We start from the raw sequence: 15,631 nt of genomic DNA on the forward strand, positions 1-15,631 counted from the left end.
GAGCAGGTGACGGACACGACGAAGGCGTTCACGGACTATTTCGGGACCTTCGGCTATGCGTTCGCACGGGTGCAGGCAGTGCCGGAGATCGATCGGGTGAACAACCGGGTGACGCTGACGCTGCAGGGCGAGCCGTCGCGGCGGGTGTACGTGCGGCGGGTGAGCGTGGGCGGCAACAACCGCACGCGCGACGAAGTGATCCGCCGGGAATTCCGTCAGTACGAGGCGAGCTGGTACGACGGCGACAAGATCAAGCTGTCGCGCGACCGGGTGGACCGGCTGGGTTTCTTCACGGACGTGAACGTGGAGACGCAGGAGGTGGCGGGCTCGCCCGACCAGGTCGACCTGATGATCGACGTCAAGGAGAAGCCGACCGGGACGCTGCAGATCGGCGCGGGCTACTCCAGCACCGACAAGATCTCGCTGACCTTCGGCATCACCCAGGAAAACATCTTCGGCACGGGCAACTACCTGGGCCTGCAGGTCAACACGAGCAAGTACTACCAGACCGTGTCGATGACGGCCACCGACCCGTACTTCACCACCGGCGGCATCTCGCGGACGATCAACGTCTTCCATTCGGTCACCCGGCCGTACTACGAAGCGGACGGCAACTACAAGCTCACGACCGAGGGTGCATCGGTCAAGTTCGGCGTGCCCTTCAGCGAACTGGACACGGTGTACTTCGGCGTCGGCCTGGAACGTACGACCTTCAAGCCCGGAACCAACGGCGAGTACACGACGGTGGACGGCGTCTCGGTCTATACGGCCACGCCGCAGGCCTATCTCGACTACTTCCAGTGCACCGGCACCGTGCCGAGCGTGGTCTGCGCGCGCGACGGCATCACCAGCGTTCCGTTCACGGTCGGCTGGTCGCGCGACGACCGCGACAGCGCGCTGACGCCCACGCGCGGCCGCCTGCAGAGTGCGAACTTCGAGCTGGGCGTGGGCAACGACGTCCGCTACCTCAAGTCCAACTACCAATACCAGCAGTACTTCCCGCTGAGCAAGCAGTACACGCTGGCGCTCAACGGCGTGCTGGGCTATGGCCGCGCGCTGGGCGACACGACCTACCCGATCTTCAAGAACTTCTATGCGGGCGGCCTGGGCTCGATCCGCGGCTTCGAACAGAACTCGCTCGGCCCGCTGGACACCGTGACCGACGGCGCGCTCGGCGGCACCAAGAAGGCGATCTTCAACATGGAGCTGAGCACGCCGTTCCCCGGCGCCGGCAACGACCGCACGCTGCGGCTCTACAGCTTCTTCGACGTGGGCAACGTGTTCGCGTCGCGCACCGCGTCCATGACCGACGCGCAATGGAAGGCGCAGCAGGCGCTGCGCGCTTCGGTCGGCCTGGGCATCAGCTGGATCTCGCCGCTCGGTCCGCTGCGGCTGGCCTATGCGATCCCGATCAAGTACCAGCGCGCGGACGACGCCAACGGCATCGTGGCGGACCGCACGCAGCGCTTCCAGTTCCAGATCGGCACGGCGTTCTGACGGACACACTTTCTCCGTAAATCCTCCCGGATCGACGGTGATCCTCACTTTCGTCTCTCAAGGAGTTCGACATGACATTTTCTTTCCGCAGATCGACAGCCGCAGTCCTGGCACTCGCCCTGGCCGCGGGCACGGTGGCGGCGCAGGCCCAGACCGCCGCGCCAGCCGGCACGGCCCCGACCTATGTGGTGCCGGAGCCCGGCGTGGTGGTGGCCGCAGGCGCGCCGGCGTATGCCGTGGCATACCCGGCGCCCGTGTACGCCGCGCCCGTGGCCTACGTGCAGGCACCCGCGTACTACATCGATCCCGTGGCAACGGTGCTGACTGCCGTCGGCGTCGGCCTTCTGTTCGGCATCGGCGGGCACCATGGCGGCCCCGGACCCGGCCCGCGGCACTGGTAGGCCTCTCGGCACAGAGGACACCGGGTTGACCGCGCCATGCCCGCCTCGCTAAACTCGCCGCCGGATCCAGGAGAGTGCATGCCCCGCGCATGCCGCCGAAGGCGCAACCTCCCATACACGCTCAGGCCCGATACTGGTTCCGATTCACAGCCGACACTGGAGAGTGAAGCCCGCCCCACCGGCGCGGCTTCCACCGAAGGAGCAAGGGCGCGTCGCAAGGCGCGCCTGAATCTCTCAGGTACCAAGGACAGCGGGAGCGGCGCGAGAGGGCATGGCCCATCGTCTCGTGCCCGCACGCCCGCAGTCAGTCGCGGCGACGGACCCTGACCTCTCGTTCGCTCGTACGACAGCCTCCAGAGGTCCTCATGAAAATCATCGTTCTCGGCGCCGGCGTGACCGGCATCACTTCCGCCTGGTTCCTGCGCCAGGCCGGCCACGACGTCACCGTCATCGACCGCCAGCCCGCGGCCGGCCTTGAAACCAGCTTCGCCAACGGCGGACAGATCTCGGTGTCGCACGCCGAACCCTGGGCCAATCCGGGCGCTCCGCTCAAGGTGCTGAAGTGGCTCGGCAAGGAAGATTCGCCGCTGCTGTTCCGCCTGCGGCCGGACGTGCGCCAATGGCTCTGGGGCCTGGGCTTCCTGCGCGAATGCACGCCCGCACGCACCCGCCACAACATCCGCCAGATCGTGAACCTCGGCCTCTACAGCCGGGCCACGCTGCAGCAGCTCCGCGCCGACACCGGCCTGCAGTACGACCAGCGCACGCAGGGCATCCTGCACTTCTACACGAGCCAGGCCGAATTCGATGCGGCGCAGGCGCCGGCGCGCGTGATGCGCGAGTACGGCTGCGAGCTCGACATGAAGACCCCCGAGGAATGCGTGCAGATCGAACCCGCGCTCGCGCAATGCCGCGACCGCATCGTCGGCGGCAGCATGACGCCGAGCGACGAATCCGGCGATGCGCATCGCTTCACCCAGGAACTCGCGCGACGCTGCGCGGGCGCCGGCGTGGAGTTTCTCTACGACACGCGCATCCTCGGCATCGACCGCCGCGGCGACACGCTGCAGGCGGTGCGCGTGGCGGACCGCGACGGCGTGGTGCGCGACCTCTCGGCCGACCGCTTCGTGCTGTGCATGGGTTCATTCAGTGCCGGCTTCGCGCGGCAGCTGGGCATCTCGCTGAACATCTATCCGGCCAAGGGCTATTCGGTGACGCTGCCCGTGCTCGACCCGTCCAAGTCTTTCGGCGTGTCCCTCACGGACGACGAATACAAACTGGTGTTCTCCCGGCTGGGCGACCGGCTGCGCATCGCCGGCACGGCCGAGCTGAACGGCTACGACACCCACCTGAACGTGGTGCGCTGCGAAGCCATCGTGCGACGCGTGCGCGAACTGTTCCCCGAAATGACCGATGGCCGCGATGCGCAGTACTGGACCGGCCTGCGTCCCGCGACGCCGTCGAACGTGCCCTACATCGGCCGTTCGCGCATCGACAACCTGTACCTGAACACCGGGCACGGCACGCTCGGCTGGACACACTCGGCGGGTTCGGGCCGCGCGATCGCGGACATCGTGAGCGGCCAGATGCCGGACGTCGACTTCGCATTCACCGGCCTGCCGGCGCGCGATGGCCGGCCTCTCGCGCTTCGCGCCGCCTGAGGTTCAGCGCCTGGGCTTGCGCCTGGCGCCCGCACCGGTCGCCGCGGCGGGCGGTGCGGATTCGGCCGATTCCGATTCGCGCGCTTCGGGTGCCTGGGCACCGGGAAGCAGCCGCTCGATCACCTCGCGGTAGAGCGCCGCCAGAACCTCCGGATTGGCCGGCTGGTCGGTCACGCGGCGGAAAGCCGTGCCTTCGGCCAGCACCGCCATGAACTCGACGCGCGCAGCGGCTTCGGTCTCGGTCAGCGACGGATGGTCGAGCCGCACGGTGGCGAGCGCCTGGGCATGCAGCCGGCGGTCGGCGGCGCGCACCATCGCCGCCACCGTGGGGCTGCGCGCCGCCTCTGCCGTGACCTCGAGCAGCAGCACGCGGTCATCCGCCTCCGACGGCGACTCGTCGAACATCCGCGAGGCCAGCACCTGCGGCAGGTCCATCTGCCGGCCGGTGCTGGCGATCCAGGCGATGCGCTGCGACACGATCCGCTCCACGATCGCATGGACGATCGCTTCCTTGCTGGCGAAATAGCGGTAGATCTGGCCGACGCTCATCCGTGCTTCCTGGGCGATCTGCTGCATGCTGGCCGCGTGGAAACCATGGCGGACCACGCAGGCGCGCGCGGCGGCCACGATCTCGTCGCGTCGGATCTCATCGCGCAACGGCTTGGCGGGCCGTGTGGACATCGAAGCTTTTTCGGTTTTCACAATTTCTTTACTTGGCGGACACGTGAGGGTATCGACTATATTTGAGAATGAACGTTCACACTCAATTCGGACCGGATTCTTCCGACGGCATCTCCATGAAAACCTTACCCGTCCTGCTCGCCATGTCGCTGCTGATCGGCGCCTGCACCCAGAAACCGCCCGCCGCGGCACCCGGACCGGTGGAAGTCGGCGTCGTCACGCTGAAGACCGAACCGGTCGCGCTGAAGACCGAGCTCTCGGGGCGGACGTCGTCGGCACTGTCGTCCGAGGTACGCCCGCAGGTCGCGGGCATCATCAAGGCGCGGCTGTTCGAAGAAGGCAGCAACGTCAAGGCCGGCCAGGTGCTCTACCAGATCGACCCCGCCAGCTACCAGGCGACCTTCGATCAGGCCAAGGCCACGCTGGTCAATGCCGAGGCCGCCGTTTCCGCCGCGCGCCTGAAGGATGAACGCTACAAGGACCTGCTGAAGATCGAGGGCGTGTCGAAGCAGGACGCCGATGACGCCGCCACCGCCTACCAGCAGGCACTGGCCGCCGTCGCGCAGCAGAAGGCGTCCCTCGCCAGCGCGCGCATCAACCTCGACTACACCCAGATCCGCGCTCCGATCTCCGGACGCATCGGCAAGTCGAGCGTCACGCCGGGCGCGCTGGTCACGGCCGCCCAGACCACGGCGCTCGCCACCATCCGCACGCTCGATCCGATGTACGTCGATCTCACGCAGTCGAGCGCCGCGCTGCTGCAGTTGCGCCGCACGCTGGCCAAGGACGGTATGCGCGCCGGCAGCACCGACGCCAAGCTCCTCCTGGAGGACGGCTCCGAATACGCCCGCAAGGGCAAGCTGAAGTTCACCGAGATCGCGGTCGACGAGGCCACCGGCTCGGTGACGCTGCGCGCCGAGTTCCCGAACCCGGACGGCACGCTGCTGCCCGGCATGTTCGTGCGTGCGGTACTCGACGAGGCGATCGACCCCGCCGCCGTGCTCGCGCCGCAGCAGGGCGTCACGCGCGACCCGAAGGGCGACGCCACCGCACTGGTGCTGACCGCCGACAACAAGCTCGAGAGCCGCACCGTCACGACGCAGCGCGCGATCGACGACAAGTGGCTGATCTCCAGCGGCCTGGCCGCGGGCGACCGGCTGGTGGTGCAGGGCCTGAACAAGGTGAAGGCCGGCGACACGGTGAAGGCCGTCGACGTCGACCTGCAGGCCACGCCGAAGACTGCGGAGCGCTGAGCATGCTCGCCCAGTTCTTCGTCAAGCGGCCCATCTTCGCGTGGGTCATCGCGATCGTCATCATGCTGGCCGGCGCACTGTCGATCACCACGCTGCCGGTCTCCCAGTACCCGGACGTCGCACCGCCGACGATCCGCATCCAGGCTACCTACACCGGCGCCTCGGCGGAAACCGTCGAGAACAGCATCACGCAGATCCTGGAACAGCAGCTCACGGGCCTGGACGGGCTGCTGTACTTCGCATCGACCAGCAGCTCGGCCGGCACGGCGTCCATCAACGTCACCTTCAAACAGGGCACCAACCCCGACACGGCGCAGGTGCAGGTGCAGAACAAGGTGCAGCAGGCGCTCACGCGGCTGCCGACCGCCGTGCAGCAGCTCGGCGTCACCGTCACCAAGTCGCAGACCGACTTCCTGATGATCGTCGCGCTCTACGACCAGAAGGACAAGGCCAGCGCCACCGACATCGCCGACTACCTGGTGAGCAACCTGCAGGACCCGATCGCGCGTGTCGACGGCGTGGGCGGCGTGCAGGTGTTCGGCGCGCAGTACGCTATGCGGATCTGGCTCGACCCGACCAAGCTCGCGGCCTACAGCCTGATGCCGTCCGACGTGCAGTCGGCCATCGAGGCGCAGAACACGCAGGTGTCGGCCGGCAAGATCGGCGCGATCCCGGCCGCCGCCAACCAGCAGCTCAACGCGACCGTCACCGCGCAGTCCAAGCTGCAGACGCCCGACCAGTTCCGCGCCATCGTCGTGAAGCACGACACCACCGGCGCGGTGGTCAAGCTGGGCGACGTGGCACGGGTCGAACTCGGCAGCGAAAGCTACGACAACGTGACGCGCCTGAACGGCCATCCGGCCTCGGGGCTCGCGGTGCAGCTCGCACCCGGCGCCAATGCGCTGTCAACCGCGACGCGCGTGCGCACCATGGTCCAGCAGTTGCAGCACGGCATGCCCGACGGCTACCAGGTCGCCTACCCGAAGGACAGCACCAAGTTCATCAGCATCTCGATCGAGGAAGTGGTGAAGACGCTGTTCGAGGCGATCGCGCTGGTGGTGGTCGTGATGTTCGTCTTCCTGCAGAACTGGCGCGCCACGCTGATCCCGGCGATCGCGGTGCCGGTGGTGCTGCTCGGCACCTTCGGCGTGCTGTCGGTGTTCGGCTATTCGATCAACACGCTGACGATGTTCGGCATGGTGCTGTCGATCGGCCTGCTGGTGGACGACGCCATCGTGGTGGTCGAGAACGTCGAGCGGCTGATGCGCGAGGAGCACCTGTCGGCGCGCGAGGCGACCATCAAGTCGATGGGCGAGATCACCGGCGCACTGGTGGGCATCGCGACCGTGCTGTCGGCGGTGTTCCTGCCGATGGCCTTCTTCAGCGGCTCGACCGGCGTCATCTACCGGCAGTTCTCGATCACGATCGTCGCGTCGATGGTGCTGTCGGTGGTGGTCGCGCTGACCTTGACGCCGGCGCTCTGCGCCACGCTGCTCAAGCCGCACGACCACGACGCCGGCGCGCGCGGCTTCGCAGGCTGGTTCAACCGCAGCTTCGACAAGATGCTCGGCCGCTACGAAGGCCGCGTGGCGAAACTGCTGAAGGCGCCGCTGCGCTGGATGCTGATGTACGGCGTGATCATCGCGGCGCTCGCGGTGCTGTTCATGCGCCTGCCCACCGGCTTCCTGCCGACCGAGGACCAGGGCGAGGCGATGGTGCAGTTCACGCTGCCGGCCGGCGCCTCGGTGGCGCGCACGATGGAAGTCGCGAAAGAGGTCGAGAAGCACTTCCTGACCGAGGAGAAGGACAACACCGAAGCCGTCTTCACCATCTCGGGCTTCAACTTCAGCGGCAGCGGCCAGAACGCGGGGATGGCCTTCGTCGCGCTCAAGGACTGGAGCGAGCGCAGCGGCACGGCCAACCGGGCCGACACCATCTCGGGCCGCGCCACGCAGGCGCTGTCGAAGGTGCGCGACGCGCAGATCTTCGCGCTGAACCCGCCGGCGATCCAGGGCCTGGGCCAGTCCAATGGCTTCGAGTTCCAGCTGCAGGCCGACGCCGGCACCGACCGTGCCAAGCTGCAGACGATGCGCAACACGCTGCTGACGTCGGCCGCCAAGGACAGCCAGCTGAGCGCGGTGCGCAGCGGCGGCATGGAAGACACGCCGCAGCTCAAGGTCGACGTCGACCAGGCCAAGGCCTTCTCGCTCGGCCTGTCGCTCGCCGACATCAACGACACGCTGAGCTCGGCCTGGGCCGGCACATACGTCAACGACTTCATCGACCGCGCCCGCGTCAAGAAGGTCTACATCCAGGGCGACGCGCCTTTCCGTTCGAAGCCCGAGGACCTGGCGCAATGGCGCGTGCGCGGCAGCACCGATGCGATGACGCCCTTCTCCTCCTTCGCGACCACGCACTGGGCCTACGGCCCCGAGAGCCTGGCGCGCTACAACGGCCTGGCCTCGTACGCGATCCAGGGCTCGGCCGCCAGCGGCCAGAGCTCCGGTGCGGCGATGGACCGGATGGAGACGCTGGCCAACCAGCTGCCGGCCGGCACGCACTACGCCTGGAGCGGCCTGTCCTACCAGGAGCGCCTGGCCAGCGGGCAGACGCTGCAGCTCTACGCGATCTCGATCCTCGTGGTCTTCCTGTGCCTGGCGGCGCTGTATGAAAGCTGGTCGGTGCCGTTCTCGGTGTTGCTGGTGATCCCGCTCGGCGTGATCGGCGCGGTGCTCGGTGCCACGCTGCGCGGGCTGGAGAACGACGTGTACTTCCAGGTCGCGCTGCTCACCACCATCGGCCTGGCCGCGAAGAACGCGATCCTGATCGTCGAGTTCGCGGAAGCGGCCTACCAGCGCGGCACCGGCCTCGTGGCTTCGGCGATCGAAGGCGCGCGGCTGCGGCTGCGCCCGATCCTGATGACCTCGCTGGCCTTCATCGCGGGCGTGATGCCGCTCGCACTGTCGAGCGGCGCCGGCGCCAACAGCCGCATTTCGATCGGTACCGGCATCGTGGGCGGCACGTTCACCGCCACGCTGCTCGCCATCTTCTTCGTGCCGCTGTTCTTCGTGCTGGTGCGCAAGCTGTTCGGCGGCCGCACCGAAGCCGCCGCCCAAGGAAACTGACATGAGATCCCACACCCTCATCGCACTCGCGATCAGCACGCTGCTCGGCGCCTGCGGCACGATGGCGCCCGCCTACCAGCAGCCGGCGGCGCCGGTGCCGGCCACCTGGCCCAGCGGCGCCGCCTATGCGCCGGCCGATGCCAAGGCCGCTGCCGGGTCGGCCGGCACGGCCGCCACCGATCTCGCCTGGCGCGACTTCGTGCATGACGACCGGTTGCGCAAGGTCATCGCACAGGCGCTGGCCGACAGCCGCGACCTGCGCAAGACGCTCGCCGACATCGAGTCCGCACGCGCGCAGTACCGTGTGCAGCAGGCAGCCCAGCTGCCCACGGTCGACGCCGGCGTGAGCGGCAGCCGTGCGCGCAGCCTGTCGTCGACCTCGGGCAGCAGCAACACCACCGTGCAGACGCAGAGCTACACGGCCAACCTGGGCGTGAGTTCGTACGAGGTCGACCTGTTCGGCCGCGTGCGCAGCCTGACCGGCGCGGCGCTGGAGACCTATCTGGCGACCGAGGAAGCAGCGCGCACCACCCGCATCAGCCTGATCGCCGAGACCGCGACCGCCTGGATCGCCTACGCCGCCGACGGCAGCCAGCGCGCGATCGCGCAACGCACCATGGAAAGCGCCGAGCGCTCCATGACGCTCACGCGCAAGCGGCTCGAAGCCGGCGTGGCCTCGCGCGTCGACGTGCGGCAGGCCGAGACGGTCTACCAGCAGGCGCGCGCCGACGTCGCGAGCTACACGACCGCGGTCGCGCAGGATCGCAATGCGCTCGAACTGCTGGTCGGCAGCCGCGTCGACGATGCGCTGCTGCCCGACGCGCTGCCGACCGGCGGCGCCGACTGGGTCGCCGACGTGCCGGCCGGCGTGTCGTCGAGCGTGCTGCTGCAGCGCCCGGACGTGCTGCAGGCCGAGCACCAGCTGAAGTCGGCCAACGCGAACATCGGTGCCGCGCGCGCCGCGCTGTTCCCGTCGCTCACGCTGACCGCCGCCGGTGGCGTGGCCAGCGCGGCACTGTCGACGCTGCTGAGCGGCGGCGCCACGGTCTGGTCGCTGGCGCCCGCACTGAGCCTGCCGATCTTCGACGGCGGCGCCGGCCGCGCCAACGTGGCCTACGCCGAGGCCCAGCAGAAGGGCTACCTGGCGAGCTACGAACTGGCCATCCAGACCGCCTTCAAGGAAGTGGCGGACGCGCTCGCGCGGCGCGGCACCATGCAGGAACAACTGGCGGCGCAGACCGACCTGGTGAGCGCCGCGCAGGACAGCTACGACCTGTCGAACGCGCGCTACACGAAGGGCGTCGACACCTTCCTCAACGCGCTCGATTCGCAGCGCACGCTCTACAGCGCCCAGCAGACGCTGGTCACGGCGCGCCAGACCGCGCTGGCCAACCAGGTGTTGCTGTACCGCGTGCTCGGCGGCGGCGCGGCGCTGGGAGAATCGGCGCCATGGACTTCCTCGACGCCCTGAGGGCGCTCTGGCATGCGTTGCTGATGCTGGGCCGGCTGCTGGGCAAGCTGCTGGACCTGCTCCCCTGAGTGCGCCTTTGCGCGGCGCGGCGCCGCGGCGACCTGCCCGTCCAAGCCGCGGCGCATCGCACTCCCTTCTCCCCTCTTCTTCCGTCTCTTCGCAATTTCGGCCATCGCCGCGCACGCGGTCGTCCGTCGCCCATCGTGAGTCGACATGTGCCAATTGCAAAAAAACGTAACGGTTAATTCATCCTACAAGCGGCACAACAAAACTAGGTGTAACAAACAAGGCAACTGTGAAACTTTTGTTTTCAAGATGCGGATGCGGCTACGAGTATCTCGTGAGAGTGCCGCGCTCGTTCTGGATGCGCCTGGTACCGGTTCCGGGCTTGCGGCTGTACCGCTGCACGCTTTGCGGCTTTCACATGCTGGCGTCCAAGCGCCGGGTCGAGATGGCCGTGCGGCGCTCGGTACCCGTGACCTACGTACCCCAATCGGCTGTCGGCAACGCAACGCCGCCGGAGACAACGCCACCGACCAAGCCGGCGGCGGCCCCCCACGAGGAGAGAGTGTGATGCTCGATTTCCATCGGGAGTTCAAGTTCGAACTCGACGACTTGCGCAGAGTGGATGCGCGCAAGGTGGTGCGTTCGGTGGCTGCGATTCCCGCGGCGGCGACCCTCACCCGGCCGGCCCACAAGGAGGCGCATGCCTTCCGCCTGGTCGAAGCCCGCTCATTCCCCGACCGTCCCCAGGCGCCCGCCCGGATGACCATCCGCAAGCGCTCCGCGATCTTCTCGACCGATCTGGAAAAGCAGTTCCGCTACACCCTGACCCGCGTGTGGGACGAAGAACGTCCGATGCTGCTGGTCGTGATCCTCAACCCGAGCCGCTCCGACGACCTGATCGACCGCCTCGTCGCGCAGGTGGCCAGCCACAACGGTTACGGCGGCATGGTGATCGTCGGCCTGATCCCGGCCCACAGCGCGGACCCCAAGGGCGCACTGGCCTGGCTGAAGGAACCCGCGGACCCGGAGCAGGCGCAGATCCACCGCCAGGCGATGCGCCGCAACGCGCGCTACATCGCCGAAGAATTGGGCAAGGCCAGCGCCGTGCTGGTCGGCTGGGGCGGACTGATCGGCCGCATGCCGGAATTCGAGAGCTGCATGAAGACCGCCATGGGCCTGCTCACGGCGTCCGGCCTGCCGTTGCTGTGCCTGGGCACGACCATCGGCGGCCATCCGCTGCACCCGCTCGGCCGCGGCAAGCACCGCGTGCTGCCGACCCAGGACATGCGACCCTGGATTCCCTGCTGAGGGCAGCGGAGCCCTCGGAGGCCGTCTGTTCAGACCGCGGCGGTCGCCAGGGCCGCCGGGCCCGCATCGCCACGGAACACCGGCGGTGCCGTGACGATCGAGCGCAGCGCCGGTGACACCACGGCCGCGCGCAAAGCCGCCAGGTCGGGCCGCGGCCGGCGCAGTTCGGCATCGGCCGCGAACGCCTGCTCCATCGCATGCGCGGCGCCCAGCACCGCGTGGTCGGCCCGGAAGGCGCCGGTGATCTGCAACCCGAAAGGCATGCCGCGATGGTCGCGCCCGCAGGGCAGCGACAGCGCGGGATGCGTGGTCAGCGTGACCACGTAGGTCAGCGCCAGCCAGCGGTAGTAGTTGGCCTGCGGTTCGCCGTTGATGGTGTCGGCGTAGGGCTGCGTCCACGGGAACGGCGACACCGGCGTGGTCGGCGACAGCACCAGGTCGTAGTCGGCGAAGGTGGCCTGGAAGCGCTTGAGCAACCGCGTCTGTTCGGCCTGCGCCCAGGCGCTGTCCAGCAGGCTCATGCGCGCACCCATCTCGTAGTTGGCGCGCGGGTTGACGCCCAGGCTTTCCGGATCGCGCTGGTAGGCCTCGTGCATGCCGGCGACGAAGGCTTCGGCGCGCAGCACGTCGAAGCAGCGGTGCGCCTCGCCGAGGTCGAAGCGCACCTCGTCGCAGCGCGCGAACAGGTGCCGCATCGACGCGATCTTGCGGCGGAAGGTGGCGCGGATGCCGTCGTCCACCGCGCAGGTTCCGAAGTCCTCGGTCCAGGCCACGCGCAGCCGGCCCAGGTCGGTTCGCTGCGGCACCAGGAAGGACAGCGGATCGAGCGGATAGCTCAGCGGATCGCCCGCATGCACGCCGGCCGACGCGGCCATCTGCAGGCAGGCGTCTTCCACGGTGCGGCCCATCGGGCCGACCACCGAGATCGGCGTCCAGCCCAGCGGCTTGCGCACGCTCGGCACGATGCCGGGCGACGGGCGAAAGCCCACCACACCGCACTTCGCCGCCGGAATGCGCAGCGAGCCGCCGGTGTCGGAACCGGTGCAGACCGGCAGCATGTCGCAGGCCAGCGCCGCGGCGGAGCCGCCCGACGAGCCGCCGGCATTGAGGTTCGGATCGAAGGGATTGCCGGTCGCACCCCAGACCGCGTTGCGCGAATTCGCACCCGCACCCATCTCGGGGACGTTGGTCTTGCCCGCGACGATCGCACCGGCCCGGCGCAGGCGCGCGACCAATTCGATGTCCTGCGCCGGCACGTGGTCGCGGAACATCGGCGAGCCCCAGGTGGTGAGCAGGCCTTCGGTGGGCTCGAGGTCCTTCACGCCCAGCGGCAAGCCGTGCAGCAGGCCGAGCGGCTCGCCGGCCATGACGGCACGCTCGGCCGCCTGCGCCTCGCCGCGGGCGCGTTCGAAGGCGGTAGCGGTGACCGCATTGACGTGGGGGTTCAGGTCCTCGATGCGCGCGATGCAGGCTTCGAGCAGCTCGACGGGCGACACCGCCTTGCTGCCGATCAGGCGGCGCAGTTCGACGGCGGATTGCTCGACCAGCGTGGTGCCGGCGGCGGAAGGAGAGTGGGACATGGGAGATGAGGGCTGGATCTGATGTGGCTGATGTGGCCGATGGACCGATGCACGGCCATCGGCGAAGGAATCAATCGGCCGTGATGTTCGCCCGGACCGCCAGCGCGCGCATCGCGGGCAGCTCGCGGTTGATGAGTTCGCTCGCGGCCGCGGCGGTGCTGTAGGCCGGCTCGAAGCCCTGCGCGACCAGCTTCTCGCGCGTCGCCGGATCGGCCATCGACACGGCCAGCGCCTTCTCGAGCTTCGCCTTCACGTCGGCGGGCAGGCCGCGCGGCGCAGCCACGATCAGCCAGGTGTCCATGTTGACGTCCGGGTAGCCGCTCTCCGCCATGGTCGGCACATCGGGCAGCAGCGCCGAGCGCTTGCCGGCGGTCACGGCGATCGCCCTGATCTTGCCGCTCCTGAGCTGCGGCACGGCGGCCGACACGGTGTCGACGGTGAACGGGATCTGCCCGCCCATCAGGTCGGTCATGGCCGGCGCGCTGCCCTTGTAGGGCACGTGCGTCATCTTGAGGCCCGCGGCGTTCAGGATGGTCTCGCCCGCGAACTGCGAGGTTGTGCCGCTGCCGAAGGAGCCGTAGGCATAGCGGCCGGGCGCCGCCTTCACGTAGGCGACGAACTCCTTGACGGTCTTCACCGGCACATCGCTGTTGGCCAGCAGGATCAAGCCGGTGCGGCCCGCGATGCCGATCGGCTCGAAGCTCTTGACCGGGTCGTAGGGCAGGTTGCTGCGGATCGCCGGGTTGACCGTGAAGGTCGTGCCGGAACTCACGAGCAGCGTGTAGCCGTCGGGTGCCGACTTAGCCACGTAGCTCGCGCCGATGATGGTGCCGGCGCCGGCACGGTTCTCCATGACGATGGGCTGGCCCAGTGCCGCGCTCATGCGCTGGCCGATCACGCGGCCCAGCACGTCGGTCGCGCCGCCCGGCGGGAACGGAATCACGAGCGAGATCGGCCGAGCGGGAAAGCCGCCATCGGCCGCGCTCGCGGGCAGAGCGGCGGCGCTCAGGCAACAGGTCAGCGCGAGGCTGGTCAGGATGGCGGAGAGCTTCATGGCGGTGTGGAAGGCGACGAGTGGATGGAAAGGTCGCCACGCGGCGACCCCTGTTCCAGACGCATGCTAGGGTTCGAAGACAGATGCAACAAGCGCGATGTTTGGAATAATTGATTGCCAAAAACGCAATCGATCGATCATGTCTTCCGCCTCCGATCCGGAGACGCACCACCAGGAAATCCGATGCCAAGCCATGTGTTGCAAGAGAACGCCGTGCGCTACTTCCTCGAAGTGGTCCGCACCGGCTCGATCAAGGAAGCCGCGCTCAAGCTCAACGTGGCGCCGTCGGCCGTCAGCCGCCAAGTCGCGCGGCTCGAGAGCGAACTCGACACCCTGCTGTTCGAGCGCCGGGCGCGCGGCATGGTGCCCAACGCCGCCGGCGAGCTGCTGGCCGCGCACGCCAAGCGCAGCCAGCAGGACATCGAGCGCGTGACCGGCGACATCGCCGCCTTGCGCGGGCTGCGCAGCGGCTCGGTGCGCGTCGCGAGTGCCGAAGGCTTTGCCTTCGACTTCGTGCCCACAGTCATCGCCCGCTTTCGAGAGAAATACGCCGGCATCCAGTTCCATCTCGATGTCTGCTCGCAAAGCGACATTCCGCGGCGCATCCGCGATGGCGAGGCCGACATCGGCATCACGCTGAGCTCGGTGCCCGAGCCCGGCATCCGCCTGGAACTGCGCCATCCGAGCCCGATCCTGGCGGTGCTGGCCAACGACCATCCGCTCGCGGGCCAGCGCCAGCTGTCGCTGAGCCAGGTGGTCGCGTATCCGCTGGCATTGCCGCTCAAGAGCAGCTCGGTGCGCCAGTTGCTCGACACCAGTTGCAGCCGCCAGGGGCTCCACTACACGACGGCCCTGACCAGCAACCACGCGGATGCGCTGGTGAGCTTCGCGGCCGCGGGCGGCGGCGGCGTCGCCTTCTACGGCGAGTTGTCGCTGCGTACCCGGCTGCTGAGCCATGCGCTGGTGGCGATCCCGCTGCGCGACCGCGAGATGAACGAGCGCTACCTCGAGGTCGAGACGCTGGCCGGCCGTGCCTTGCCCGAGGCCGGCAAGGCTTTCGTGCAGTACCTGACGGAAGCGATCAAGGCACCCGCCTGAGCCAGGCGTTGCCCGAAAGGCAATCGACCATTCGATTTATTGCGATGCCGTCATCCCACCAGAATCGTGCCCGCGCCGGACAATCCGGGGCACGTCGATCAGCCCCGTCTTCAATGCTTCAACCTCCGACCATCATGTCCGCTCCTGCCGCCCTGCCCTTCTCCAAGATCCGCGTTGCCCACGGCCTCGTGTTCCTCGCCGGCGAACTGCCCTTCGCCGAGGACGGCAGCATCCCGGAAGGGATCGCGGCACAGACGGCACTCACGCTCGACCGCATCGCCGCGACGCTCGCGACCGTCGACCTCACGCTGGACGACGTGGTGTCGGCCACGGTCTACCTCACGCACAAGGAAGATTTCGCTGCCTTCAACGTGGCCTACGGCGCGCGCTTCAAGGCACCGCTGCCGGTGCGCGCGACCGTCTGCACCGAACTCGTTGCGCCCGCGCGCATCGAGATCTCGGTGATCGCCGCGACGCGCGCCTGAACGCGGCTGCC

Annotated in this window: 12 protein-coding genes and 2 riboswitches; of the genes, 9 read left to right on the forward strand and 3 right to left on the reverse strand. The window is 68.5% G+C overall.

Features of this window, described 5'->3' with window-relative positions; all coding sequences use genetic code 11:
* The 3 genes from bamA to AC07PZ_RS17875 all read left to right on the forward strand — a co-directional run.
* Positions 1 to 1,497 (forward strand): outer membrane protein assembly factor BamA (gene bamA, locus AC07PZ_RS17865; protein ID WP_495296470.1); only part of this gene is annotated, 1,497 nt, incomplete at its 5' end.
* Between the two features lie 71 nt (positions 1,498 to 1,568).
* Positions 1,569 to 1,898 carry a hypothetical protein gene (locus tag AC07PZ_RS17870; protein WP_495296471.1) on the forward strand — a complete coding sequence of 110 codons (330 nt, stop codon included), beginning with the start codon at positions 1,569 to 1,571 and terminating at the stop codon, positions 1,896 to 1,898.
* 57 nt (positions 1,899 to 1,955) lie between these two features.
* Positions 1,956 to 2,044, forward strand: a riboswitch (glycine riboswitch).
* A riboswitch (glycine riboswitch) is annotated at positions 2,045 to 2,159 on the forward strand.
* A gap of 104 nt (positions 2,160 to 2,263) precedes the next feature.
* Positions 2,264 to 3,559, forward strand: a complete 1,296-nt coding sequence (locus AC07PZ_RS17875; RefSeq protein WP_495296472.1) for a D-amino acid dehydrogenase — start codon at positions 2,264 to 2,266, stop codon at positions 3,557 to 3,559.
* Between the two features lie 3 nt (positions 3,560 to 3,562).
* Here the strand turns inward: AC07PZ_RS17875 and AC07PZ_RS17880 are convergent, their stop codons facing one another.
* Positions 3,563 to 4,240, reverse strand: a complete 678-nt coding sequence (locus AC07PZ_RS17880; protein WP_495296473.1) for a TetR/AcrR family transcriptional regulator — start codon at positions 4,238 to 4,240, stop codon at positions 3,563 to 3,565.
* Positions 4,241 to 4,356: 116 nt separating this feature from the next.
* Here AC07PZ_RS17880 and AC07PZ_RS17885 point away from each other — a divergent pair, with 116 nt between their 5' ends.
* The 4 genes from AC07PZ_RS17885 (at position 4,357) to AC07PZ_RS17900 (ending at position 11,403) form a co-directional block, all read left to right on the forward strand.
* Positions 4,357 to 5,493 carry an efflux RND transporter periplasmic adaptor subunit gene (locus tag AC07PZ_RS17885; RefSeq protein WP_495296474.1) on the forward strand — a complete coding sequence of 379 codons (1,137 nt, stop codon included), beginning with the start codon at positions 4,357 to 4,359 and terminating at the stop codon, positions 5,491 to 5,493.
* Positions 5,494 to 5,495: 2 nt separating this feature from the next.
* Positions 5,496 to 8,618, forward strand: a complete 3,123-nt coding sequence (locus AC07PZ_RS17890) for an efflux RND transporter permease subunit (protein WP_495296475.1) — start codon at positions 5,496 to 5,498, stop codon at positions 8,616 to 8,618.
* A gap of 1 nt (position 8,619) precedes the next feature.
* Entirely contained in the window at positions 8,620 to 10,089 is a 1,470-nt protein-coding gene (locus AC07PZ_RS17895) for an efflux transporter outer membrane subunit (RefSeq protein ID WP_495296476.1), read from the forward strand.
* Between the two features lie 573 nt (positions 10,090 to 10,662).
* Positions 10,663 to 11,403 (forward strand): DUF1643 domain-containing protein, encoded by a 741-nt coding sequence (locus AC07PZ_RS17900; RefSeq protein WP_495296477.1) that lies wholly within the window; start codon positions 10,663 to 10,665, stop codon positions 11,401 to 11,403.
* A 29-nt stretch (positions 11,404 to 11,432) separates the two neighbouring features.
* Here the strand turns inward: AC07PZ_RS17900 and AC07PZ_RS17905 are convergent, their stop codons facing one another.
* Together AC07PZ_RS17905 and AC07PZ_RS17910 are read right to left on the reverse strand one after the other, a co-directional pair.
* On the reverse strand, positions 11,433 to 12,983 hold the full coding sequence (locus AC07PZ_RS17905) for an amidase (RefSeq protein ID WP_495296478.1): 1,551 nt from the start codon (positions 12,981 to 12,983) through the stop codon (positions 11,433 to 11,435).
* A gap of 70 nt (positions 12,984 to 13,053) precedes the next feature.
* On the reverse strand, positions 13,054 to 14,037 hold the full coding sequence (locus AC07PZ_RS17910; RefSeq protein ID WP_495296479.1) for a Bug family tripartite tricarboxylate transporter substrate binding protein: 984 nt from the start codon (positions 14,035 to 14,037) through the stop codon (positions 13,054 to 13,056).
* Positions 14,038 to 14,220: 183 nt separating this feature from the next.
* Here AC07PZ_RS17910 and AC07PZ_RS17915 point away from each other — a divergent pair, with 183 nt between their 5' ends.
* A complete protein-coding gene (locus AC07PZ_RS17915; protein WP_495296480.1) occupies positions 14,221 to 15,135 on the forward strand; it encodes a LysR family transcriptional regulator in 915 nt (304 codons plus the stop codon).
* A 134-nt stretch (positions 15,136 to 15,269) separates the two neighbouring features.
* Positions 15,270 to 15,620: a RidA family protein gene (locus AC07PZ_RS17920; protein ID WP_495296481.1), complete on the forward strand. Its 351-nt coding sequence runs from the start codon at positions 15,270 to 15,272 to the stop codon at positions 15,618 to 15,620.
* Positions 15,621 to 15,631 lie beyond the last annotated feature (11 nt).

It is taken from the genome of Variovorax sp. GW821-FHT10B04 (assembly GCF_059415645.1).